At 66.9% G+C, this 20,471-nt stretch carries 20 protein-coding genes; 7 read left to right on the top strand and 13 right to left on the bottom strand.

The features are described 5' to 3' along the window. Positions 1 to 67: 67 nt before the first annotated feature. The 5 genes from VN419_RS03835 to VN419_RS03815 are packed head-to-tail and all read right to left on the bottom strand — an operon-like array spanning position 68 to position 5,108. Positions 68 to 844, bottom strand: a complete 777-nt coding sequence (locus VN419_RS03835; protein ID WP_325644618.1) for a prephenate dehydrogenase/arogenate dehydrogenase family protein — start codon at positions 842 to 844, stop codon at positions 68 to 70. A 1-nt stretch (position 845) separates the two neighbouring features. Continuing rightward, positions 846 to 2,186, bottom strand: coding sequence for a 3-phosphoshikimate 1-carboxyvinyltransferase (aroA, locus tag VN419_RS03830; protein ID WP_325644616.1), 1,341 nt, complete (start codon positions 2,184 to 2,186; stop codon positions 846 to 848). Beyond that, a complete protein-coding gene (gene pheA / locus VN419_RS03825; protein ID WP_325644614.1) occupies positions 2,183 to 3,292 on the bottom strand; it encodes a prephenate dehydratase in 1,110 nt (369 codons plus the stop codon). Before pheA ends, aroA begins: the two co-directional genes overlap by 4 nt. Further along, positions 3,293 to 4,291, bottom strand: a complete 999-nt coding sequence (locus VN419_RS03820; protein ID WP_325644612.1) for a 3-dehydroquinate synthase II family protein — start codon at positions 4,289 to 4,291, stop codon at positions 3,293 to 3,295. A gap of 13 nt (positions 4,292 to 4,304) precedes the next feature. Beyond that, positions 4,305 to 5,108 carry a 2-amino-3,7-dideoxy-D-threo-hept-6-ulosonate synthase gene (locus VN419_RS03815; RefSeq protein ID WP_325644610.1) on the bottom strand — a complete coding sequence of 268 codons (804 nt, stop codon included), beginning with the start codon at positions 5,106 to 5,108 and terminating at the stop codon, positions 4,305 to 4,307. Positions 5,109 to 5,554: 446 nt separating this feature from the next. Between VN419_RS03815 and VN419_RS03810 the strand changes: the two genes are divergently transcribed. Further along, the gene (locus VN419_RS03810; RefSeq protein ID WP_325644608.1) at positions 5,555 to 6,781 is read left to right on the top strand and encodes an EAL domain-containing protein; all 1,227 of its coding nucleotides are present in this window, start codon (positions 5,555 to 5,557) and stop codon (positions 6,779 to 6,781) included. 143 nt (positions 6,782 to 6,924) lie between these two features. Beyond that, positions 6,925 to 8,739 carry a methyl-accepting chemotaxis protein gene (locus VN419_RS03805; RefSeq protein ID WP_325644606.1) on the top strand — a complete coding sequence of 605 codons (1,815 nt, stop codon included), beginning with the start codon at positions 6,925 to 6,927 and terminating at the stop codon, positions 8,737 to 8,739. Between the two features lie 268 nt (positions 8,740 to 9,007). Here VN419_RS03805 and VN419_RS03800 read toward each other — a convergent pair whose 3' ends face one another. Continuing rightward, the gene (locus tag VN419_RS03800) at positions 9,008 to 10,135 is read right to left on the bottom strand and encodes a DUF362 domain-containing protein (RefSeq protein WP_325644604.1); all 1,128 of its coding nucleotides are present in this window, start codon (positions 10,133 to 10,135) and stop codon (positions 9,008 to 9,010) included. Continuing rightward, positions 10,132 to 10,518, bottom strand: coding sequence for a hypothetical protein (locus VN419_RS03795; RefSeq protein ID WP_325644602.1), 387 nt, complete (start codon positions 10,516 to 10,518; stop codon positions 10,132 to 10,134). The genes VN419_RS03800 and VN419_RS03795 overlap by 4 nt, the downstream gene beginning before the upstream one ends. A gap of 534 nt (positions 10,519 to 11,052) precedes the next feature. Between VN419_RS03795 and VN419_RS03790 the strand changes: the two genes are divergently transcribed. From VN419_RS03790 to VN419_RS03775, 4 genes are all read left to right on the top strand, one after another. Beyond that, the gene (locus VN419_RS03790) at positions 11,053 to 11,466 is read left to right on the top strand and encodes an Hsp20/alpha crystallin family protein (RefSeq protein WP_325644600.1); all 414 of its coding nucleotides are present in this window, start codon (positions 11,053 to 11,055) and stop codon (positions 11,464 to 11,466) included. A 25-nt stretch (positions 11,467 to 11,491) separates the two neighbouring features. Beyond that, the gene (locus tag VN419_RS03785; protein WP_325644598.1) at positions 11,492 to 11,863 is read left to right on the top strand and encodes an Hsp20/alpha crystallin family protein; all 372 of its coding nucleotides are present in this window, start codon (positions 11,492 to 11,494) and stop codon (positions 11,861 to 11,863) included. A 637-nt stretch (positions 11,864 to 12,500) separates the two neighbouring features. After that, a complete protein-coding gene (locus VN419_RS03780) occupies positions 12,501 to 13,691 on the top strand; it encodes an SEL1-like repeat protein (protein ID WP_325644596.1) in 1,191 nt (396 codons plus the stop codon). A gap of 100 nt (positions 13,692 to 13,791) precedes the next feature. Then, positions 13,792 to 14,328: a CBS domain-containing protein gene (locus tag VN419_RS03775; RefSeq protein WP_325644594.1), complete on the top strand. Its 537-nt coding sequence runs from the start codon at positions 13,792 to 13,794 to the stop codon at positions 14,326 to 14,328. Between the two features lie 24 nt (positions 14,329 to 14,352). Here the strand turns inward: VN419_RS03775 and VN419_RS03770 are convergent, their stop codons facing one another. Genes VN419_RS03770 through VN419_RS03760 form a run of 3 tightly spaced genes read right to left on the bottom strand, consistent with a single transcriptional unit; the run spans position 14,353 to position 17,088 of the window. Then, positions 14,353 to 15,567 (bottom strand): ABC transporter permease, encoded by a 1,215-nt coding sequence (locus VN419_RS03770; protein WP_325644592.1) that lies wholly within the window; start codon positions 15,565 to 15,567, stop codon positions 14,353 to 14,355. 53 nt (positions 15,568 to 15,620) lie between these two features. Continuing rightward, positions 15,621 to 15,983, bottom strand: coding sequence for a hypothetical protein (locus tag VN419_RS03765; protein ID WP_325644590.1), 363 nt, complete (start codon positions 15,981 to 15,983; stop codon positions 15,621 to 15,623). A 46-nt stretch (positions 15,984 to 16,029) separates the two neighbouring features. Further along, positions 16,030 to 17,088 carry a glycosyltransferase family 9 protein gene (locus VN419_RS03760; protein ID WP_325644588.1) on the bottom strand — a complete coding sequence of 353 codons (1,059 nt, stop codon included), beginning with the start codon at positions 17,086 to 17,088 and terminating at the stop codon, positions 16,030 to 16,032. Between the two features lie 145 nt (positions 17,089 to 17,233). On the opposite strand from VN419_RS03760, the gene VN419_RS03755 reads away from it, so the two are divergent. Further along, a complete protein-coding gene (locus VN419_RS03755) occupies positions 17,234 to 17,473 on the top strand; it encodes a hypothetical protein (protein WP_325644586.1) in 240 nt (79 codons plus the stop codon). 81 nt (positions 17,474 to 17,554) lie between these two features. Here VN419_RS03755 and glpX read toward each other — a convergent pair whose 3' ends face one another. The 3 genes from glpX to VN419_RS03740 all read right to left on the bottom strand — a co-directional run. Continuing rightward, positions 17,555 to 18,538, bottom strand: a complete 984-nt coding sequence (gene glpX, locus VN419_RS03750; protein ID WP_325644584.1) for a class II fructose-bisphosphatase — start codon at positions 18,536 to 18,538, stop codon at positions 17,555 to 17,557. A gap of 182 nt (positions 18,539 to 18,720) precedes the next feature. Further along, positions 18,721 to 19,323 carry a DJ-1/PfpI family protein gene (locus VN419_RS03745; RefSeq protein ID WP_325644632.1) on the bottom strand — a complete coding sequence of 201 codons (603 nt, stop codon included), beginning with the start codon at positions 19,321 to 19,323 and terminating at the stop codon, positions 18,721 to 18,723. Between the two features lie 279 nt (positions 19,324 to 19,602). Continuing rightward, positions 19,603 to 20,471: transketolase-like TK C-terminal-containing protein (locus tag VN419_RS03740; RefSeq protein WP_325644582.1), on the bottom strand; the 869-nt coding region annotated here is incomplete at its 5' end.

The raw sequence follows: 20,471 nt of genomic DNA, 5'->3' as shown, positions 1-20,471 counted from the left end.
ATCCCCAACCAAGGGACGCGGCCAACACATCGTCGTCACTTTCCGCCCTGAGGCGAAAGCCGCGTCCCTATGCCGTGTCGCGCCACCACCAGGAGGCCCTGGCGGAAAGCAGGTCGAGATCGCCTCCGGCGGCGAGGTCGAGGTAGGCCGTGAACTGCCGCACGGTCTCCTGCAAAAAGGGGTTGTCCTCGCTGATGAGCTGGAACAGCTCGCGGTCCTGGGTGAGCATCTTGCGCGCCGCCTCAAGCCTGCGCTCAAACGACGGCGTGCGGAACTTCTCGATGGCCGGGGTCTGCCGCGCCGCGGCCAGGTAGGCCGTGGTGGTGATGAAATTGAGCCCCTGCACCACGGCCATGGCCCGGTCGTGCTCCTCCGCCGTGCTGGCGAAGGGCGAGAACCCGGAGCGCGCGAAGACCTCGCTCACGGCCTCGGCGGCTCCTGTCCGCCCGTCGGGGAAGTCGCGCCCCGGAGTCACGGCCACGCGCGGGTCGAAGCCCTCGGGAATCACCGGCCCGAACAGCGGATGCGTGCCGACGACGGGCCCGTCGTAGGCGGCGAGCATCTGCTCCAGCGGGTTCACCTTCACGGAGCAGACGTCGCAGAGGATGGCCCCGGCCTTCATGTGCGGGGCCAGGGTGCGGGCCACGTCCTTCGTGGCGGTGACGGGCACGGAGATGAGCACCAGGTCGGCAGCGGCGACGGCCTCGCGGATGGCCTCCTCGGCATAGGGCCGGTCCAGGGTGGCGACCGTGTACCCGGCCTTGTGGAAGGTGCGGGCGAAGAGCGCTCCCATCTGGCCGCGCGCGCCCACAATGGCGATGCGTTCGATCTTCACTCCGGCCACGTTATGCCCCCTGCCCGTTGCGGATGGGGTCGAAGGCCCCCCAGAAGCCGGGGAAGCTTTTGGCCACGCAGCCGGGGTTGTCGAAGCCCACGTCGAGCCCGGCCAGGGCGAACAGCGCCGGACCCATGACCAGGCGGTGGTCCGCGCGGGTGTCGAAGCACACGGCCTGGCCCGCCTTCAGGGGCGCGGGGGTGATGGTCAGCCCGTCGGCGAACATCTCGGTGCCGCAGCCGGTCTTGGCGATCTCCACGGCCAGGGCCTCCAGGCGGTCGCTTTCCTTGATGCGCAGGTGCGCCACGTTGGTGATGGTCGTCGGGCCTTTGGCGAAGCAGGCGGCCACGGCCACGGTGGGCACCAGATCCGGGCAGGCGCCCATGTCCACGCTCACGCCGGTAAGCGCACGCGGCGAGACCGTCACTGCGGAGCCCTCGGCGTCCCAGTCCACCTGCGCGCCCATGGCGGCCAGAATGTCCAGGATGGCGCGGTCGCCCTGGAGGGAATCGGCCCGCAGGCCGCTGACGCGCACGGGCCGTTTGCCCACGGCCCCGGCGGCCAAAAAGTAGGAGGCGTTGCTCCAGTCGCCCTCCACCCGCAGGGTGCGCGGGGCGTAGCTGCCGGGCGCGACCAGGAAGCGCAGCTTGCCCGGCTCGGCGTGGGTCACGCTGGTGTGCTCCACGGGGGCAAATCCGCTTTCGCCCAGGGCCTCCACTACCGCAGGCGCGCCGAAGTCCGCCATGGCCTGGAGCGTCAGGGAAACATAGGGCCAGCTCACGGCCTTGGTGCCGGAAATGGCGATGGTGAGCGGGCCGCGCGCCAGCGGCGCGGCGAGGAGAATGCCGGACAGGTACTGGCTGCTCTCCTCCAGGCGCACGTCCACCTCGCCGCCGGGCAGGCCGGTGGTGCTGATGGTCACGGGCGGGTAGCCCTCGTTTTCCTCAAAAGCGAAGCGCACGCCCTGGGAGGCCAGGGCGCGGGCGGGCTCACCCAGGGGGCGCTGGTGCATGCGGCCCTCGCCGTGGATGCGAAAACGCCCCTGCCCGGCGGCCACCACTCCGGCCAGCAGGCGGCAGGTGGTGCCGGATTCCCCGACGTTCAGGTCGGCGGCTCCGCCGACTCCGTCCTCTGGGCCGTGCGCCATGCCCACCACGGCGTACTCCCCGGCGCCGGCGCGGCGGAAGCGCGCGCCGCAGGCGGTCAGGCAGGCCATGGTGCGCTCGGTGTCCTGGCTTTCCAAAACGCCCGTGAGACGGGACTCTCCCTTGGCCAGGGCCGCGCAGATGAGCGCCCGGTGCGACAGGGATTTGGAGGCGGGTGCCTCAACAAGAATAGGCGTCAGGCTCACTGGCGGCCCCCGGCGTCCAGGTGCGGGCCGGACGGGTACGAGCCCAGCACGCGCAGGGTATGGCACTTCTCGCGCAGGTCGGCCAGGAAGCTGTCGTACTCCATGCGCGAAAGGTCGCACTCCAGGTCGGTGAAGAACACGTACTTCCACTTCTCGCCGCGCAGGGGGCGGCTTTCCAGCTTGGTGATGTTGATGGCCCGGCCCGCAAAGGTGTTCAGCACCTCGGCCAGGGCGCCCGGCTTGTCCGGCACGGTGAACAGCACGGAGGTTTTGTCGCGGTTGCCGCCCTCGCCCGGTCGCGGGCCGATGACCAGAAAACGCGTCCAGTTGTCCGGCATGTCCTCGATGTGCGCGGCCAGGACGTTCAGGCCGTAGCGCTCGGCCAGGCTGATGTGCCCGATGGTGGCCACCTCGGCGCCGCGCTCGGCCGCGATCTCCGCGGCGGCGGCGGTGCTGCTTTCCGGCACCAGGGTGCGGCCGGGCAGGTTGTTTTTCAGCCAGTCGCCGCACTGGTCCAGGGGCTGCGGGTGGGAGAGCACCTCCTTCACCTCGGCCAGGCTGGAGGCCTTGCCCATGAGGCAATGGGTGATGCGGCAATACAGCTCCGACTGCACGTAGACCGGGAAGAGCATGAACAGGTCCACCACCTGGCCCACGGTGCCCTGAAGCGAATTCTCCAGCGGGATGACGCCAAGCTCGGCCTCGCCGTCGGCCACGGCGCGGAAGATTTCCTCGAAGTTGGCCTTGGGCGTCAGCTCCGCGCTTCTGCCCATGTACTCCAGCCCCGCGAAGTAGCTGAAGGTGCCCTCCGGGCCCAGATAGACCACGCGTTCCGGGCGCTGCATGCGGCGCGAGGAGCTCATGATCTCGCGGTAGATGGCGTGCAGGTGGCTGTCGGGCAGGGGGCCGGGGTTGCGCTTGGCCAGGCGCTCCATGATCTCCTTCTCTCGGAAGGGCTTGAACACCGTGTCCGGCGAGTCCTTCTTGGCCCGGCCCACGCCGATGCTGATGATGGCCCGGCGGTTCAGCAGATCCATGATGCCGTCGTCCAGGCGGTCTATCTCCGCCCGCAGGGAGGACAGGTCCGGGGTCTTCTTTTCGCTCACCTAGCCCTCCTTGATGTCTTCGCAGATGCGCATGCCGAAGTGGCGGCCGGCCACGTCGGTGCGGCAGAGGATCTCGTCGCCGGGCTTGAGGGAGACCACGCTGATGGGGCGGCCGTCGGCCCCGGTGACGCGGATGGTCTCCGCGTTCTGCAAAAACACCTGGCCGGACACTTCGCAGCCGTCCGGGGCCTGCACCTTGGCGGTGATCTTGAGCATGGGCCGCACCTCGATCTTCACCCGGCCCACGGTGCTCAGGCTGGTGGTTCCGTCGGCGCCGACGATGAGCACCTCGCGCCCGGCGGAAAGCTCCTCCAGGTAGCAGGTCTTGTCGCCGGGCAGCACGGCGTAGGCGTGCACCGCGCCCGCGTTGACCCGGAAGGGCCGCGCGGCCACGTAGGGGTTCGATTCCGTCTCCGCGTGGACTAGGAAGGTGAAGGCGCTGGAGTTGCCGATGAGCATGCCCTGGCCGCGTTTCAGCATGGAGATGGTGTCCACGCAGACCCGGTGGCCCAGGCCCGCGGGCTCGATGGCCGTGACAACGGCGCGGGACAGGTCGATTTTGCCCTGGGAGAGCTTCAGCTCGGCCACGATGCTTTTCAGTTCGCCCGCGGCCTCGGGCAGGACCACGATGGCGTCGGCCCCGCGCTCCAGGATGCCCGCGGCCAGCACGGCGCGGTCCAGGCTTTCGCACTCCAGCGCCAGGCCGGAAGCCTGGGCCAGGATGTTCTCCACCGGGATGATCTCCCAGCCCTTGGCCAGGGAAACCATGCCGCCCTTTTTCTGCGCGGCCGTGAGCGCCTCGGTGGCGGCTTCCTCGTCGGCCTTGGAGTTCAGGGCGAAGGTGGGCAGCTCGGCCTCGGTCAGCACCGTGACGCGGCCCAGGGCGCGCACGGCGTCGGCCTTGTCCGCCTCGGCCAGCACCGCGTCAACCCCGGACTCCAGCGCCAGGGTCAGCAGGTCCTTCTTGAAGGGGATGGCCTTGAAGATGATGGTTTTCATGGTCCGCCCGCGCCTATTCCTTGCCTTCCAGCATGGCCAGGGCCTCGTCCACTTCCACGTCCTCGTGCACCACCTTGGAAAGGGCCTGGCAAAGCACGGCCGGGTTCTTGTGCTGGAACACATTGCGGCCGACCGACAGGCCGGAGCCGCCCGCGCTGATGGAGTCGTGCACCATCTGCAGGAAGGCGCGGGTGCTGTCGAGCTTGGGGCCGCCGGCGATGACCACGGGCACGCAGCAGGAATCGACCACATGGCCGAAGGTGTCCACGTCGCCGGTGTAGGGCACCTTGACCACGTCCGCCCCCAGTTCCACGCCGACGCGGGCGCAGTGGGCCACGATCTCGGGGTCGAACTCGCTGCGCACCTTGGGGCCGCGCGCGTACACCATGGCGAGAACCGGAATGCCCCAGCTCTGGGCGGTGCTTGTCACCTGGCCGAAGTCGGCCAGCATCTTGGCCTCGGTCTCGTCGCCCAGGTTCACGTGCACGCTCACGGCGTCCGCGCCGAGGCGGATGGCGTCTTCAACAGTTCCGACGAGGGTCTTGGCGTTGGGGAAGGGGGAGAGGGTGGTGGAGGCGGAGAGGTGGACGATTAAGCCGATGTCTTTGCCCTGGGTGCGGTGGCCGCAGCGCACAAGGCCCTTGTGCATCAGCACGGCGTTGGCCCCGCCTTCGACGATGGCCCCCACCGCCTCGCGCATGTCGACTATTCCGGCGATGGGGCCCACGGTGGTGCCGTGGTCCATGGGCACGATGATGGTGCGTTTGGTGTCGCGGTTGAAGATGCGCTCCAGCCTGATAGCTTTCCCGATGTGCATGGCCTGCTCCTTTCTCGTTTGCGCCCCGTGGGTGGACTGTGGTGGCGTTGGGCCGGCGGTGAAAACTAAAGAAGGGCCGCCGGCTTTCGCCTGCGGCCCTTCCTGAAGAGGCATTTGGTTAACGTCCTGTCTCCGTCAACACACCTCTCCCAGGCCGCAGGCGCGGCTAAACCAATAATACCAGTACTGGCTAAAGGAGAAGGTGGTGTTATTGGCGGAAGAAGCGTTCATGGGTGAGCATCTACCCGCCGAGCCAAGCGATGTCAATACCTTTTTTTACGTATTGGTATTATCCTCTGTTTCTCCATTTGTGTATAGGTGGTATTCGGAACCTGTACAAAATTGTGCACCTTTTCGCCCGCAATTGGGGATGATAAGTGCGAAGATGCACAAATTCAGCCTCTTGCAATTCTGGCCCGGCTCTTGCTCAAGCACACCCCAGCACTATGGAAAACACAGCCGAAGCCATCACGATCCAGGAGATCATCGAGCGCGAGTGGATCGGCACGGCCTTCCACTCCCTTGTCTCCATCAAGCGCAAGGCCCTGCTGGGCGTGGAGGCCCTGGCGCGCTGCACCGCGCCGGGAGAGGACATCCCCCCCCAGGAGCTGTTCCGCATGGCGCACGAGGCCGGCTGCCTGCTGGAGCTGGACCGCCTGTGCCGCCGCAAGGCCCTGGAGGCCTTCGCGCCCATCCACGCCAAGCACAAGGGCCTCATCCTCTCCCTCAACGTGGACGGCCATGCCATCGACGCCGACGTGGCGCGCTCCACCCTGCTGCTGCACAAGGTCAAGGAGTGCGGCATCAACCCGAACAACGTGCTCATCGAGATCGTCGAATCCCGCGCGCGCGACACGGACGCCCTGGCCGAGTTCGTGGCCAACTACCGCAAGAACGGCTTTCTTATCGCCTTGGACGACGTGGGCGTGGGCCACTCCAACCTGGACCGCATTCCCCTCCTGCGGCCCGATGTGCTGAAGCTCGACCGCTCGCTGGTTTCCGGCGTGGACGGGCACATGACACGGCTCGAAGTGGTCAAGAGCTTCGTGCAGATGGCCTCGCGCCTGGGCTCCCTGGCCCTGGCCGAGGGCGTGGAGCGCCAGGAGGACATCCTGCGGCTGCTGGAGATCGGCGTGGATGTGTTCCAGGGCTTCTACTTCGGCCGTCCGGCCCGGCAGATGCCCCCGGCCGAGACCATCGGCGAGCGCATAGAGTACCTGGCCCAGAAGTTCCGCACCCACGCAACCGAACGTTTCGCCGCGCAGAAGGCGCTGTACGCCCGGCACGACGCCCTGGTGTTCGGCATGTGCGAACGCCTGTCCCAGCAGGGCCCCGTGGGCCTGGACCAGACCCTCACCGAATTCATCGACGAGCGCGACCAGATCGAGTGCCTGTACGTGCTGAGCGCCAAGGGCGTGCAGATCTCCGACACGGTGTGCAACCCGGGCAAGCTGCGCAAGCGCAAGCGCTTCATCTACGAGCCCGCCCGCCTGGGCGCGGACCATTCCCTGAAGGAATACTACCTGCCCTTGCGCGCGGGCCTGCCCAAGTTCACCACCCAGCCATACATCTCGCTGGCCTCCGGCAACCGCTGCATCACCATCTCCGCCGCCTACAAGGACCGCGACAACCGCTCCTGCATCCTCTGCGCCGACATAGATTGCCAGGATTAGCGCCGCCCAGGCCGGACGCGCGTTGAAAAGTGCCTCTCTTGCTTGCGCTTACGCGTTCGTGTTGCTATGCATACAGTACCGATAGCCCCTTGCGGCCCCCACCGCGACGGCATGACACTGCATGCACAGGGACAGGAGTGGCCATGCGCAACATCACCATAAAAATCCGCATCGTCCTGCTCATCACTATTGCCGTGGTCTTCGCCGCGCTTGTGGGGGGGGCCTTCACGCAGCAGCTGCTTCAGGTGCGCGACTACGCCGCCAGACAGACCCAGCAGGTCATGCTTGCCGGCGAAAAAGACAAGCTGAAGCTCTCCGTGCATTCCCTGGCCATGAGCCTGGGCGAGGTGGTGAAGGACCTGCCGCCGGACAAGAAGCTCGCAGCCGAAACCATGCGCCGACTCGTGTCCACCATCCGCTACGAGGACGACCAGTCCGGCTACTTCTTCATCTACGAAGGCACCACCGTGGTCACCGTGCCCATTAAGCCGGAACTGACCGGCAAGGACATGTCCGGGGCCAAGGACAAGAACGGCGTGTCCTACGTCGTGGAACTGGCCAAGGCCGCGGCCAAGGGCGGCTTCGTGGAGTACGTGTTCGACAAGCCGGGCAAGGGCGTGCAGCCAAAGCTCAGCTATTCCGAGCAGATCCCCGGCACCCCGTTCTGGATCGGCACCGGCATCTACATCGACAACGTGGAGGAAGAAAAGGCCGCCATCGACAAGGCCATCACCGGCATGGTCAAGAGCGCGGTCATGCTCATCGCCGGCGTCGTGGTCGGCCTGCTGCTCATCGTCGTGCTGCCCCTTTCCCTGGCCATCTTCCGCAGCATCGTGCGGCCCCTTGGCGCCGCTACCAAGGCCGCGGAGGACGTGGCCGCAGGGAACCTCGACGTGAGCCTGCCCGCCAGCGGCAAGGATGAAATCACCAAGCTCGAAGCCTCGCTGAACACCATGGTCGGCACGCTCAAGCGCAATCTGGACGAGATAACCGCCAAGACCCGCGAGGCCGAAGACAAGGCGCGCGCGGCTGAGGAAGCCACCGCCCTGGCCAACGAGGCCAAGGCCCAGGCCATCCATGCCCGGCAGGAAGGCCTGCTGGCCGCCGCAAACAAGCTCGAAGTCGTCGTTGAGCGCCTGTCCTCCGCCTCGGAGCAGATCTCCGGCCAGGCCGACACCATCGGCCGCGCCACGGACGTGCAAAAGGAGCGCATCACCGAAACCGCCACGGCCATGGAGGAGATGAACGCCACCGTGCTCGAGGTGGCCAGGAACGCCACCCAGGCGGCCGAAGGAGCCGACACCGCCCGCGCCCGCGCCACCGAAGGCAACACCGTGGTCGCCCGCTCCGTCAGCTCCATGGACGCCCTGCTGACCCTGTCCACCAACCTCAAGGCCAACATGGACACCCTGGGCAAGCGCGCCCAGGACATCGGCCAGATCATGAACGTCATCTCCGACATCGCCGACCAGACCAACCTGCTTGCGCTGAACGCCGCCATCGAGGCCGCACGCGCGGGCGACGCGGGCAGAGGCTTCGCCGTGGTGGCCGACGAAGTGCGCAAGCTGGCCGAAAAGACCATGCACGCCACCAAGGAAGTGGGAGAAACCGTGCGCGCCGTGCAGGAAGTCTCGCAACAGAACGTGGCCGGAATGGAGCAGGCCGCCCGCGCCATAGCCGAATCCACCGAACTGGTGCGGCAGTCCGGCTCTTCGCTCGACGAAATAGTGCGCATGAGCGAGTCCACCGCCCTGCAAGTCCAAAGCATCGCCGCCGCGGCCGAGGAACAAAGCGCCGCCAGCGAGGAAATCAACCACGCCGTGGACCAGATCAACTCCATAGCCAGCGAGACCGCGCAAAGCATGCAGCAGACCACCATCGCCATCCGCGAACTGGCGGAGCAGGCCGAGACCCTGCGCGCCCTCGTGGCCGATCTGAAGCGCGAGGGGCAGTCCTAAGCGGGAGATGAACAAGGGGCGCCGCCCCTTGGACCCCGCTGGGGCGCCGCCCCAGACCCCGCCAGGGGGTATGCACCCCCTGGACCCGCATACCAAACGAAATGTCCCCGACGCGCATGGCGCGTCGGGGACATTTCGTTTGGAGATGGTTCCGTGGGGAGCGTTGCGGCACCCCATGAAAAGTCTTTGGAAAGGGGGTCCGGGGGGAGAACCTTTCTTCAGAAAGGTTTCCCCCCGGTTGCTTTTTCCTTGCTTTTCCTTGCCGCGTCTACAGCGCGATCAGCTCGTACTGCCGGGTGCCCAGGCCCAGGGCTTCGGCGTAGTCCAGGCCCATGGCCTCGGGCAGGTGCGGGCGCAGGGCGCGCAGCTTGTCGTCGCCGGCTTTGAGTCCTTTGGGCAGGTGGCTGGGCCACAGGGGCTCGGCCTTGTTGATGAGGTCGATGCTGGCCTGGTCGATGGCCACGGGGTCGAGGGAGGCCAGGATGCCCACGTCCGGGCAGATGCACGCGTCGGAGAAGCCCATGCAGTCGCAGTCCGGGGTGACGCAGGTGACGAAGTTGATGTGCAGGCAGGGCTTGGTGCGCGGCTGCAGCACGGCGGCGGCGTATTCCATCATACGTTCCAGGAAGGCGGCCACGTCGGTTTTCCAGTTGATTTCCAGGCCACCGTGCTTGCAGGCTAGGAAGCAGGCCCCGCAGCCGATGCAGAGCTTGTGGTCGAGGAGGATCTTTTTGCCTTTGCCTTCGAGGGAGTCTGTCAGGGCCAGGGCTTTTGAGGCGCACATGGGCACGCAGGCCCCGCAGCCCTTGCATTTATCGACCATGACCAGGGGGCCGGTGGTGACGTGCTGCTGCATTTTGCCCTGTTTGGAGGCGCTGCCCATGCCGATGTTTTTCAGCGCGCCGCCGAAGCCCGCCAGTTCGTGGCCTTTGGCGTGGTTCACGGAGACGAAGAGGTCGGCATTGGCGATGTCGGCCGCGATGAAGGCCTTTTTCATGTGCTTGCCGCCTTTTACGCGCAGGGCTTCCTGGCTGGCGCCCTTCAGGCCGTCGGCGATGATGACCGGCGCGCCCATGAGCAGGGGATCGAAGCCGTGCAGGGCGGCCTGCATGGAGTGGGAGACGGCCTCGCCGCGCTGGCCCACGTAGAGGGTGCTGGCGTCGGTGAGGAAGGGCTTGGCCCCGGCTTTGAGCAGGAAATCGATGATGGGCTTGAGCATGAGCGGCTGCACATGGCTGGTGACGCCGCGCTCGCCGAAGTGCAGCTTCACGGCGGTCAGTTCGCCGCCGTCGATGCTTTCGGCGAACTTGGTGCGGTCCAGCAGGCGGCGGATGCGTTCAGGGTAGGGTGCTTTCAGGCTGGCGCGCAGGTTCCAGAAGTACACGGGACTGGTCATGGACGGCCTCCTTGGGCTTTGGTGGCGGGTACGGAATCGCAGAAAGCCTCGGTAAATTCCTGCTGGGTGGCCAGGGGCTGGCCTGTGGCCGCGTCCTCGCACCCGGTGGAGCATACGAGCTCGGCCAGGGCGCGGGCGGAGGCCGTGGGCTTGCCTGCTCGCGTGGCCAGGCGCAGCACGTAGTCCCCGGCGGATTCCTCGCAGGTGAGGGCGCTGCCGGACTGCTGCCCCAGGCGGTGGCAGGCGCGGTACAGCTCCATGAGCTGCTGGCAGTCGGCTTGGCTTGGGTGCGCGGGCTGGGCGGGCCTGCCCGCCTGGGCGGGTGCGGCCAGAAGGGCGGCGGCCAGGGCCAGGATGGTGATGTGGAGCTTGGGGCTGCGCATGGTCGGGCGCGGTCCTCCTGTGGTGCTTTTGCCGTAGATTGCCCAGGCCCGCCCCGGCTGGCAAGGGGAATTTGCCCTTCCGGATGGGGTGGAGGATCTTTCGCACCGGGGACTTTACAACGCGCGTGCCGTGCTTATCATATAGGTCAGAGGCCGCTTCGGATGGCCCGGAGGCGGGGCCCAGGTTGCAACGGCAACGGAGGGTGAACTCGAATAGCTCCATGGCATTCTCCCACAGAATGGCGGATAGAGCCGCCCCTCGCCAACAAAGAGCGCAGTGCGCCGCAACAGTGACCCGATAGGCCCGGACAAAGGTGGGTCAGGGACACCCGGAATAACCGGAAAGCGGCGCACACCCTCGTTCGTCATATTTCTCCACACATCTTTCTGCATTGCGGCGCATTGTGATGTTGTTTCTGTTGAGAAGTGGTTTTTGCAGTGTGCTTGTGAAGCAAAAATCTGTGGAAAGCAATCTTGACTGCATCAGCGGCATGCCTATTTTTCGCTCACAACAACCGCAAAGGAGGTAGCGCTATGGTGCTTGATTTCAATTCTCTGTACGCCTTCCCTGGCCGCTTCGAGCGGCTGTTTGAGGACTTCTTCAAGCCGCAGTTCTCCGATGGACGCAGGCTGGCCTACCCGCCGCTGAATTTGAGCGAGGACGAGACCGCCTATTACGTGCGCTCGGAACTGCCCGGCCTGCCGCTGGACGCGCTGGAGCTGACGCTGACGGACAAGAGCCTTGTCATCAAGGGCGAGCGCCCCACAGAGCAGGGCAAGTACTACCGCCAGGAGCGCCCTGCCGGGTTCTTCCAGCGCGTGGTGGCCTTGAACGTGCCGGTTGACCGCGACGCGGTGAAGGCCACGCTGGTGGACGGGGTGCTTACCGTCACCCTGCCCAAGTGCTCGGAGTGCATTCCTCGCAAGATCAGCATCGACGTGGCCTAGGGCCGCGGGAAGAAGGAGGTTCGCCATGACTGAAGCCGCAAGCATCAAGAACGAGGCCAAGCCCCTGCCCCGCGTGAGTCCGGCCACGGACATCCTGGAGCGTGAGGACGGGTTCTACGTGTACATGGACATCCCCGGCGTGCGCCGAGAGGATTTGAAAATCGACATCAACGAGAACGAACTTCTGGTTACCGGCCGGGCCATGCAGGGCGCGGCGGAGAAGGAGACTTTCCTGGAGGTGCAGTTCGGCCCCGGAGAGTACGTCCGGGCCGTGGCCCTCTCGGATTTGGTGGACCGAGAAGGCATCAAGGCCAGCCTGAAGGACGGCGTGCTCATGATCCGCCTGCCAAGGCTTGAGAAGGCCGCCCCGCGCCGTATCCCCATCCAGACCGCGTAGCCCCGCCATACCTGATTGCGACTGACTCCCCTGGCCCTTTGCGGGCTGGGGGAGTTTTGCTTTTTCGGTTCACGATCCTGCGGTTTTCGGGCCTGTGTCGCGCCTGGTCTCTCCGTAGACCGCGCGCGGTTCGGCCGCCAGGGCCCGGCCGGGCCCGCCTGTTTCCTCCGCTTCGGGCATGGGCTCCTGGTTCAGCACCGCCTTGGACACGCGAAATCCGCGCGCGCGCAACTCTTGTGCCGTGGGCAACCGCCCTGATGAATCCCTGAAAAGGAACAGACACTGCATTGTCATCCTCCTGAATTGCATGCCGCAAATTACGCAAAACTGCGCGCATCGATTCGCGAATATCTATGTGACGCAGTGCGGGCTGTCCAGGAGTTTTTCGTGCGAGTTGCTATAGATTTGCCTATTTGCTTTTTAAAAAAGCAGTTTCTACATGTAAAGTTTTTTCATTTTTCGAGAAGTAGAGTTGTATTGCAGTTGTTATGTTGCTTTTGGCATGGTTGTGACAGTGCAGGCAAGACGAAGGGCAAGGCGCCAGAGGTGTGGACAACAGGCCGCGCTCGGCCTAGAGTGTGGCCCGAAACGGCCGGAACCGCCCGGCCCGCAACGCCTTCAGGAGGTTTTCAAGCCCGTGACGCAACAGGCCTTCATCCTCACCAATTCCCGGCGCGCCGCCGTGCTGCGGCCCGCGCTTTTCGCCGCCGTGGCTCTGTGCGCCCTGGTCCTGCCGCCGCACGAAGCGGCCGCGAACAAGACCTCCCCGGCCCAGCCCTCCGTGCTGGAGCCCGACGCCACGCCGACCTCTCCCAGGTTCCGCGAGATGCTCGCCAAGGCCCAGGCGGGCGATGTGCACGCCCAGAACGAGGTGGGCATCCTGCTGGCCACGGGCCAAGGGGTGCACCGCGCCCCGGCCGAGGCCGTGCGCTGGTGGACCATGGCCGCGGACAAGGGCCTGTCCGACGCGCAGTTCAACCTGGGCCTGGCCTATGACCAGGGCCAGGGCGTGGCCCAGAACGCCACCCAGGCGGCGGAGCTGTACGAGAAGGCCGCCTCGCAGGGCAATGTGGCCGCCATGTACAATCTGGCCGAGCTCATCAGCAGCGGCAACGGCGTGCCCATGAATCTGGGCCAGGCCGCCCGGTACTACGAGGCAGCGGCCAAGAAAGGCCACGTGAAGGCCATGTACAACCTGGCCCTGGCCTACTCGCGCGGGCAGGGCATGGAGCGCGACGACGCCAAGGCCGCCCACTGGATGCAGAAGGCCGCCGAGGCCGACCATCCGCGCGCCCAGTACCTGCTGGCGCAGATGTACGCCCAGGGTATCGGGGTCAAGAAGGACACCGCCATGGCCGCCCAGTGGCTGGAACGCGCGGCCAAGGCGGGCCACGCCCGCGCCCAGTATTCCTTCGCCCTGCACTGCCAGCAGGGCCAGGGCGTGCCGGCCAACCCGGGCGCGGCCCTGCGCTGGTACCGCGAGGCCGCGGGCCGCAACCACACCGGGGCCATGTGCAACCTGGCGCTGATGCTGCTTGAGGGCAAGGGCGTGGACAAGAACCCGGCCGAAGCCGAGGCGCTGCTCACCCGCGCGGCCGAGCTGGACGATCCCAAGGCCCAGTACAACCTGGGGCTGCTGTATCAGGAAGGCCAGGCCCTGACCAAGAACCCGCCCCAGGCCTACTACTGGCTTTCCCTGGCCGCGCGCCACGGCCTGCCCGAGGCCAAGGAGCACCGCGACGTGGTGGCCAAGGAGCTTTCCCGCGTGGACCGCGAGGGCCTGGACGCCCGCGTGGCCGCCTTCAGGCCCAAGGGGGTTGGCCGCTAGCGGCCTTTCCGTTCCGCGCCGGGGCGCGCCCTTGACGTGGGGGGACATCGGCCGCACTATGTGGGTGATGTCCCTTCCTCTCTAGCGTCGGAGGTGCCCCATGCGCATCGAGCAGATAATGCGGCACGACCCCACGCGGGTCGGCCCGGACGAACCCGTTTCCCGGCTCATCGAATGGTACGCCAACCCCGGCAGCCGCTCGCGCTACACTTATGTGGTGGATGCGGACGGCAAGCTCCTCGGCGTGGTCACCATGATGGAGATTCTGGCCCTGTTCATGGAGCCGGAGACCATCTGCGGGCACGAACGCGGCGACATCACCGAGGACGCGGCGCTCACGCGCATCAGCTGCGCCCTCATGGACAGGAAGGACACGCCCGTGTCGCGCATCATGCGCCTTGACCTGCCCACCGTGGCCCCGGGCGGCCTGTTCCTGGATGCGCGCCTGCTGCTGCGCGAACGCAGGATAACCGCCCTGCCCGTGGTGGACGCAAATGGCGTGCTGGTGGGCGAGATGACCCGCCGCGTGCTGGTGAAGCTTTTGGACACCCTCATGCGCGACCCGGAGCTGTTCACGCTCAAGAAGGACTGCAAGCGCCTGTTCGAGAGCGCTGGCAGCGAGTTCTTCGTCGGCTAGGGACGGGGAGGCGGAAGGGGCACGCTAGGCCGAAAGCACGTCCAGGATCTCTATGGCCGCGGCCTGCCGGGCCGGGTAGGCCCCGGCGCCCAGGCCCAGCAGCACGGACCCGAACATGGTGCCCAGGCTGAACACGGGCTCGAACACATAAGGAAAGCCCGCCAAGGCGCACACCAGCTCCACCAGGATGAGGCTTGCGGCCACGCCGCAGGCCCCGCCGGTTCCGGCCATTATGCCCGCCTCCAGCAGAAACTGCCGCGTGATATGCCCCCGGCTGCCGCCCACGGCCCGGCGGATGCCGATTTCCGTGCGTCTGGCCTGCACCATGAGCACCATGATGGACAATATGCCCATGGCCCCAACGGCGAAGGAAATGACCGAGGTGATGGCCCCAAGGGTCTGCACCAGGTCCAGGGCCTCGCGCCGCAGCTGCATGGCGTCGGAAGGGGTCAGCAGGCTGAAGTCGTCCTTTTTGCCCTCCAGGTGGTGCCGCTCGCGCAGTATGGCGCTGGCGGCCGCCTTGACCTGCTCCAGGTCTGCGCCCTCGGCCAAGCGCAGGTAGGCCCCGGTGATCCATGTCTGGTTGGCCGCCCGGCGCATGAAGGTGGAAAGGGGCAAAAAGGTCTGCTCGTCCTGGTCCGTGCCGGTCAGATCGCGGCCTTTGGCCTCCATGATGCCCACCACGACGAAGCGCGCGCGGAACACCTGCACCTCGCGGCCCAGGGCCGTCTCGGGCGCGCCGAACAGCCGTTCGGCGATCTTGCGGCCCAGCACCACCACGCGCTCCATGTCCGCCACGTCCGTGTCGGTCAGGAAGCGGCCGAACTCCGGCTGGAAGCTGCGTATCTGCACATAGGCGGGCCAGGTGCCCACCATCTGCGTGGTGACGGTGACGCCGCCCGCGCGGATGGGCATGGCGCTGGTGAGGAACGGGGCCAGGCCGAGGGCTCCCGGCACTCCGGCCTCCAGGGCCCGGGCGTCCTGCACGGTGAAGGTGCGCTGGAAGCCCTGGTTGCGCGCGCCGCCCTCGCGTGTGAAGCGCACCTGCCCGGCCAGGGCGGCGAAGAGTCCCGGCCCCAGCTTTTCGGCCTCGGCTTCGGCGTTCTTGTACATGGCCGCGGCCACGTGCTCCACGCCGTTGAAGGACAGCGCGCCCAGGAACACGCCGAGCATGGCCAGCACGGCGCGCAGCTTGTGGGCCGAAAGCGAGGCCAGAGCGATCTTGAGGTCGAGGAGCATGGCGGAGTTGTAGCGCGGCGCGGGCCGGGGGGCAAGGAGGGCGCCGCGCGGCGCTAAAGACGCCTGCGGTCGAATTTCTGCTCGGCCTGGGTCAGGTGGTGGATGAGCACGTGGGAGATGAGGTTGACGCCCGTGCCCGCGAAGACCACGGGCAGCAGGTACAGGGCGATGCGCAGCTCGCCGATGAACAGCGCGTCATCCACGGTGGACGCGGAATGCATGGCCATGTCCCGCAGGCGCGAGAGCAGGGCGGCGTCGAAGCCCGCTATGGCCACTAGGCAGATGGCGAAGAAGAGGACCGTCCTGCGCGAGACGGACGTGGCGCGGTACAGCAGCACGTAGACGATGCCCGGCACGACGAAGGAGAAGAGCAGCAGCAGGATGAACTCCGCCTCGAAGAATACGTGGTCGCTCATGGTGCTTCCTCCCGCTGTGCGTTTGGGCCGCGTGGAAAGGCCGGGCCTATACGCCGAGCATGCCCTTGAGCACGCCCCACACCCGCTCGGGGCTGATGTCCTTCATGCAGTTGTGGTGGCCCAGCGGGCAGGCCTTGTGCCCGTGCAGACCGCAGGGGCGGCAGTCCAGCTCCGTCTCCAGCACGCGGGAGTTGGCCCCGCGCGGGAAGAAGCCGAGGGAGCGCACCGTGGGGCCGAAGCAGGCGGCCAAGGGCACGCCTTGGGCCCAGGCCAGGTGCATGGGGCCGGAATCGTTGGTCAGGCAGGCGTCGAGCCTGCCCAGGCAGGCGGCCAGGGCCGGGATGGTGAGCATGTTCGCCAAGTTCACCAGGCGGCCGGAGGAGTCCCCGGCCTCTTTCTCGATGTGCGCGGCCAGGGCTTCCTCGCCGGGTCCGGCGAAGAGCAGCACCACGGCCCCGGCGGCCAGCGCCCGGCGGGCGATTTCCGCGAAGTGCTCCCTGGGCCAGCACTTGGTGGGCCAGGTGGAGCCGGGGTGGATGCCGAGCCTGGGGCCTTGGGGCAGCCCGGCGAAGATTTCGTCCGCGCGGGCCATGGCCTCGGGCGGCAGATCCAGGCGCGGCAGGGGCGCGGGCGTGGCCTTGTCGGCAAAGATGCCCAGCGGCCCGCCCAGCTGGAAGATGCGCTCGATCTCCTCCAGGCGGTCGAAGCGGCGGTCCACCAGATGCGTGTAGGCCAGCCAGTTGTACCAGGGCTTGTGATAGCCGATGCGCACGGGCGCGCCCACGCTGCGGGCCAGAAAGGCGCTGCGCAGGCTGGCGTGCGGCGAGATCCACAGGTCGAAGGCTTCAAGCGACAGTTCGCGGCCCAGGTCGCGCGCGGCGAAAAGCCCCTTCTGGCTGCCGCGCTTGGCGAAGCCGCGTACGCTCGTCAGCTCCCGCTGGGCGCTGAACAGGCCTTCCAGCCCCGCGCGCACGAAGAAATGCAGCTCGGCCTCCGGGTAGCGGGCCTTGAGCGCCTGGATGAAGGGCAGGGTCAGCACGGCGTCGCCCAAAAAGGCGGTCTGCCACAGGCCGATCTTGCGGAAGTCGCGGGTGGCGAGGTCCATCTAGGCGCGCCTCCGCGTGCGGCGGTTACCGGGCTGAGCGGAGTGTGCGGCGTGCGCGTCCGAAAGCGCGTGCGGCGTCTTGCCCTCGCGTCCGGCCTGCGGTACAGAAAGCGGAGGGGCGCAAGCCGCCGTCTTGGAGGGAGCAATGAAGTACATCATGTTCGAAGATTTTTCCGGCGCTCCGGTGCCCATCATTTTTCCCAAGCGCATCGACTTTGCCGAGATGCGCGAACAGATTCCCTACACCAAGGTGCTCTCCGCCGGGTACGTCCACATGGCGGGCAGCGGCTTCGCCTGCCACGGCGAGTCCAAGAGTCTGGAAGTGCAGGCCCGGCCGGAGGATGCGGCCATCATCGCCGCCAAGATGTCCAATCCGGACATGTAGGGCCTGTGTAAGGCCCGGCCGGAAGGCTGGCGCACGCGTGTGAAAAGGCCGGGAGGTTCGCCCCCGGCCTTTTTGCGTTTTCTAGTCGTACTTGACGGCGCTGAACTTCATCAGGCTGTCCCAGGAGTGGATGGCCTCGATGTAGCGGATGGTGCCGGTTTTGCCGCGCATGACCAGCGAGCTGGTCTCCGCGCCGTAGCCCAGATAGCGCACGCCCTTCAGGAAGGTGCCGCCGGAGATGCCCGTGGCGGCGAAGAACACGTCGTCGCTCTTCACCAGGTCGCCCACGGTGAGCACGCGGCGCACGTCGACCCCGGCCTGGGCCAGCAGGTTCTTCTCGTCCTGCTTCTGCGGGTCGAGCTTGCAGAACATCTCGCCGCCCATGATGCGGATGGCGCAGGCGGCCAGCACGCCCTCGGGGGTGCCGCCGGTGCCCATCATCACGTCCACCTCGTTGCGCGGGTCGATGGCCATGAGCGCCCCGGCCACGTCGCCGTCGGTGTGCAGCTGGATGCGCGCGCCCGCTTCGCGGATGTCGGCGATGAGCTTCTTGTGGCGCGGCTTGTCGAGCACGAAGACCACCAGGTCGTCCACGTCCTTGCCCAGCGCCTTGGCGATGCGGGTGAGGTTGGTGGGCACCGGGGCTTCGATGTCGACGACGTTTTTGGCCGCGGCGGGCACCACCAGCTTCTGCATGTAGTAGCTGGGGCCCGGATCGTACATGGTTCCGGCCGGGGCCACGCCGACCACGGAAATGGCGTTGGGCCGGCCATAGGCCAACAGGCTGGTGCCTTCCACGGGATCGACGGCCACATCGACCGCCAGCGGACCGCCGGCGCCCACTTTTTCGCCGTTGTGCAGCATGGGCGCGTTGTCTTTCTCGCCCTCGCCGATGATCACCGTGCCGCTGATGGCCAGGGAATTGAACGACAGGCGCATGGCCTCGACAGCCGCGCCGTCTCCGGCGTTCTTGTCGCCCTTGCCCAGCCAGCGGGCGCTGGCCAGGGCCGCGGCCTCGGTGACGCGCACCAGATCAAGGGCCAAGTTTCTTTGCGGAGCTTCCATCCGTGCTCTCCTTGTGTGTCGAGACGAAGTGATTCGTTTCGTCAAATTTCGTATGGGCTGATGCTAACAGAGCAGAGGGCAGGTCGGCAAGCTCTCCCCTGTGACGGGTTTGCGACAGAAGCGCGCGGGCGCACAGGCGAAAATGAATGAGGCGGCCCGAAGGCCGCCCCTTGATTAAAACGCTAGATGCTGATCTTTGCGCCCAGCAGCCCTGCGAACTTGGCTATCCAGTCCGGGTGGGCGGGCCAGGCCGGAGCGGTTACCAGGTTGCCGTCCACGATGGCCTTGTCCAGGGGGATATCGGCGTACTTGCCGCCCGCGCAGACCACGTCCGGTCCGCAGGCCGGGTAGGCCGAGCTGATGCGGCCCTTCAGCACCCCGGCGGCGACGAGCACCAGCGGCCCGTGGCAGATGGCCGCGATGGGCTTTTTCGCGCGGTCGAACTCCTGCACGATCTGTATGACGCGCTTGTTCAGGCGGATGTACTCCGGCGCGCGGCCGCCGGGGACGACCAGGCCCACGTAGTCCTTCACGTCCACCTTGTCGAAGTCCTTGTTCAGGCTGAAGTTGTGGCCGCGTTTCTCGGAATAGGTCTGGTCGCCCTCGAAGTCGTGGATGCTGGTGCGCACGATGTCGCCCGCCTTCTTGTCCGGGCACACGGCCTCCACCTGGTAGCCCAGCATCAGCAGGGCCTGGAAGGGCACCATGACTTCGTAGTCTTCCACATAGTCGCCCACGAGGAAGAGCAGCTTCTTGCCCTGGACCTTTTCAGCGGGCTTGGCCACGCTCTTGGGCCCGGCCTTTTTGGCCAGGGGCTTGGCCGCAGGCTTAGCCGCCTTGGCCGCAGGCTTCGCGGCCTTCGCCGGGGCGGCCTTCTTGGCAGGCGCGGCCTTTTTTGCCGGGGCCTTCTTGGTCGGAGCCTTGGCCGGAGCCTTTGCGGGTTTCTTCGCCGTCGCCATACGACCTCCTATGACAGAGTCAGGTTCAGGTTTCCGATTGCCGCAAAGGCCACGATTGGTCCGGCCTCGCGGCGTGCGCGCCAGGCGGCGCGACGCGTTTCGCCCCTATCCGAAGTAGCGCTCCCGGACCTTGCGGGCCACGGTGGGCGCGGTGAAGCCGTATTTCTCGGCCAGCTTGCCCGCGGGCGCGCTTTCGCCGAAGTGGTCCAGGCCAAGGGCCAGGCCGTCCAGGCCCACGTAGCGGTACCAGCCTTCCGGGCGTCCGGCCTCCACGGCCACGCGCTTGCGGCAGGCCGAGGGCAGCACGGCGTCCTTGTACTCCTGCGGCTGGGCCTCAAACAGCGCCACGGAGGGCATGCTGACCACGCGGATCTTGCGTCCCGGGGCCTCGGCCTCCAGCAGCGCGGCGGCCTCCAGGATGAGGGACACCTCGGAGCCGGAGGCGATCATGATGAGGTCCGGGGTGCCCGCGCAGTCCTTCAGCACGTAGCCGCCCTTTTTCACGCCCTCGGCAATGGCCGGGAAGGCCGCCGGGTCCATGACCGGCAGGCCCTGGCGGGTGAGGAAGATGCACGAGGGCTTCTCCGGCTGGCGCAGGGCCAGCTCAAGGCAGAGGGCGGTCTCGGTGGCGTCGGCCGGGCGCAGGTCGATGAGCTCCGGGATGAGGCGAAGCGAGGCCACGTGCTCGATGGGCTGGTGCGTGGGGCCGTCCTCGCCCACGTGGAACGAGTCGTGCGTGAACACGTACAGCACGGGCAGCTTCTGCAGGGCCGACATGCGGATAGCGTTGCGGCAGTAATCGGAGAAGGTGAGGAACGTGGCGCCGAAGGGGATGACGCCGCCGTGCAGGGCCATGCCGTTCATGATGGCGGCCATGGGGAACTCGCGCACGCCGAAGGACAGGTTGCGGCCCAGCGGGTTCTCGGCGCCGAAGATGCCCACGGCGTCGCGGAACTTGGCGGTCTGGTTCGAGG

Origin of the sequence: Humidesulfovibrio sp., from assembly GCF_035560995.1 — a bacterium.
Classification (GTDB): Bacteria; Desulfobacterota; Desulfovibrionia; order Desulfovibrionales; family Desulfovibrionaceae; genus Humidesulfovibrio.
The sequence above is the reverse complement of the archived record's forward strand: the minus strand, read 5'-3'. Positions and strand labels throughout refer to the sequence as shown.

What these genes read in the sequence shown, in the direction of transcription:
- VN419_RS03820 (WP_325644612.1), bottom strand. Translation starts at nt 4,291, where the DNA reads ATGAAAACCATCATCTTCAAGGCCATCCCCTTCAAGAAGGACCTGCTG.
- VN419_RS03815 (WP_325644610.1), bottom strand. Translation starts at nt 5,108, where the DNA reads ATGCACATCGGGAAAGCTATCAGGCTGGAGCGCATCTTCAACCGCGAC.
- VN419_RS03810 (WP_325644608.1), top strand. Translation starts at nt 5,555, where the DNA reads ATGGAAAACACAGCCGAAGCCATCACGATCCAGGAGATCATCGAGCGC.
- VN419_RS03805 (WP_325644606.1), top strand. Translation starts at nt 6,925, where the DNA reads ATGCGCAACATCACCATAAAAATCCGCATCGTCCTGCTCATCACTATT.
- VN419_RS03800 (WP_325644604.1), bottom strand. Translation starts at nt 10,135, where the DNA reads ATGACCAGTCCCGTGTACTTCTGGAACCTGCGCGCCAGCCTGAAAGCA.
- VN419_RS03795 (WP_325644602.1), bottom strand. Translation starts at nt 10,518, where the DNA reads ATGCGCAGCCCCAAGCTCCACATCACCATCCTGGCCCTGGCCGCCGCC.
- VN419_RS03790 (WP_325644600.1), top strand. Translation starts at nt 11,053, where the DNA reads ATGGTGCTTGATTTCAATTCTCTGTACGCCTTCCCTGGCCGCTTCGAG.
- VN419_RS03785 (WP_325644598.1), top strand. Translation starts at nt 11,492, where the DNA reads ATGACTGAAGCCGCAAGCATCAAGAACGAGGCCAAGCCCCTGCCCCGC.
- VN419_RS03775 (WP_325644594.1), top strand. Translation starts at nt 13,792, where the DNA reads ATGCGCATCGAGCAGATAATGCGGCACGACCCCACGCGGGTCGGCCCG.
- VN419_RS03770 (WP_325644592.1), bottom strand. Translation starts at nt 15,567, where the DNA reads ATGCTCCTCGACCTCAAGATCGCTCTGGCCTCGCTTTCGGCCCACAAG.
- VN419_RS03765 (WP_325644590.1), bottom strand. Translation starts at nt 15,983, where the DNA reads ATGAGCGACCACGTATTCTTCGAGGCGGAGTTCATCCTGCTGCTGCTC.
- VN419_RS03760 (WP_325644588.1), bottom strand. Translation starts at nt 17,088, where the DNA reads ATGGACCTCGCCACCCGCGACTTCCGCAAGATCGGCCTGTGGCAGACC.
- VN419_RS03755 (WP_325644586.1), top strand. Translation starts at nt 17,234, where the DNA reads ATGAAGTACATCATGTTCGAAGATTTTTCCGGCGCTCCGGTGCCCATC.
- glpX (WP_325644584.1), bottom strand. Translation starts at nt 18,538, where the DNA reads ATGGAAGCTCCGCAAAGAAACTTGGCCCTTGATCTGGTGCGCGTCACC.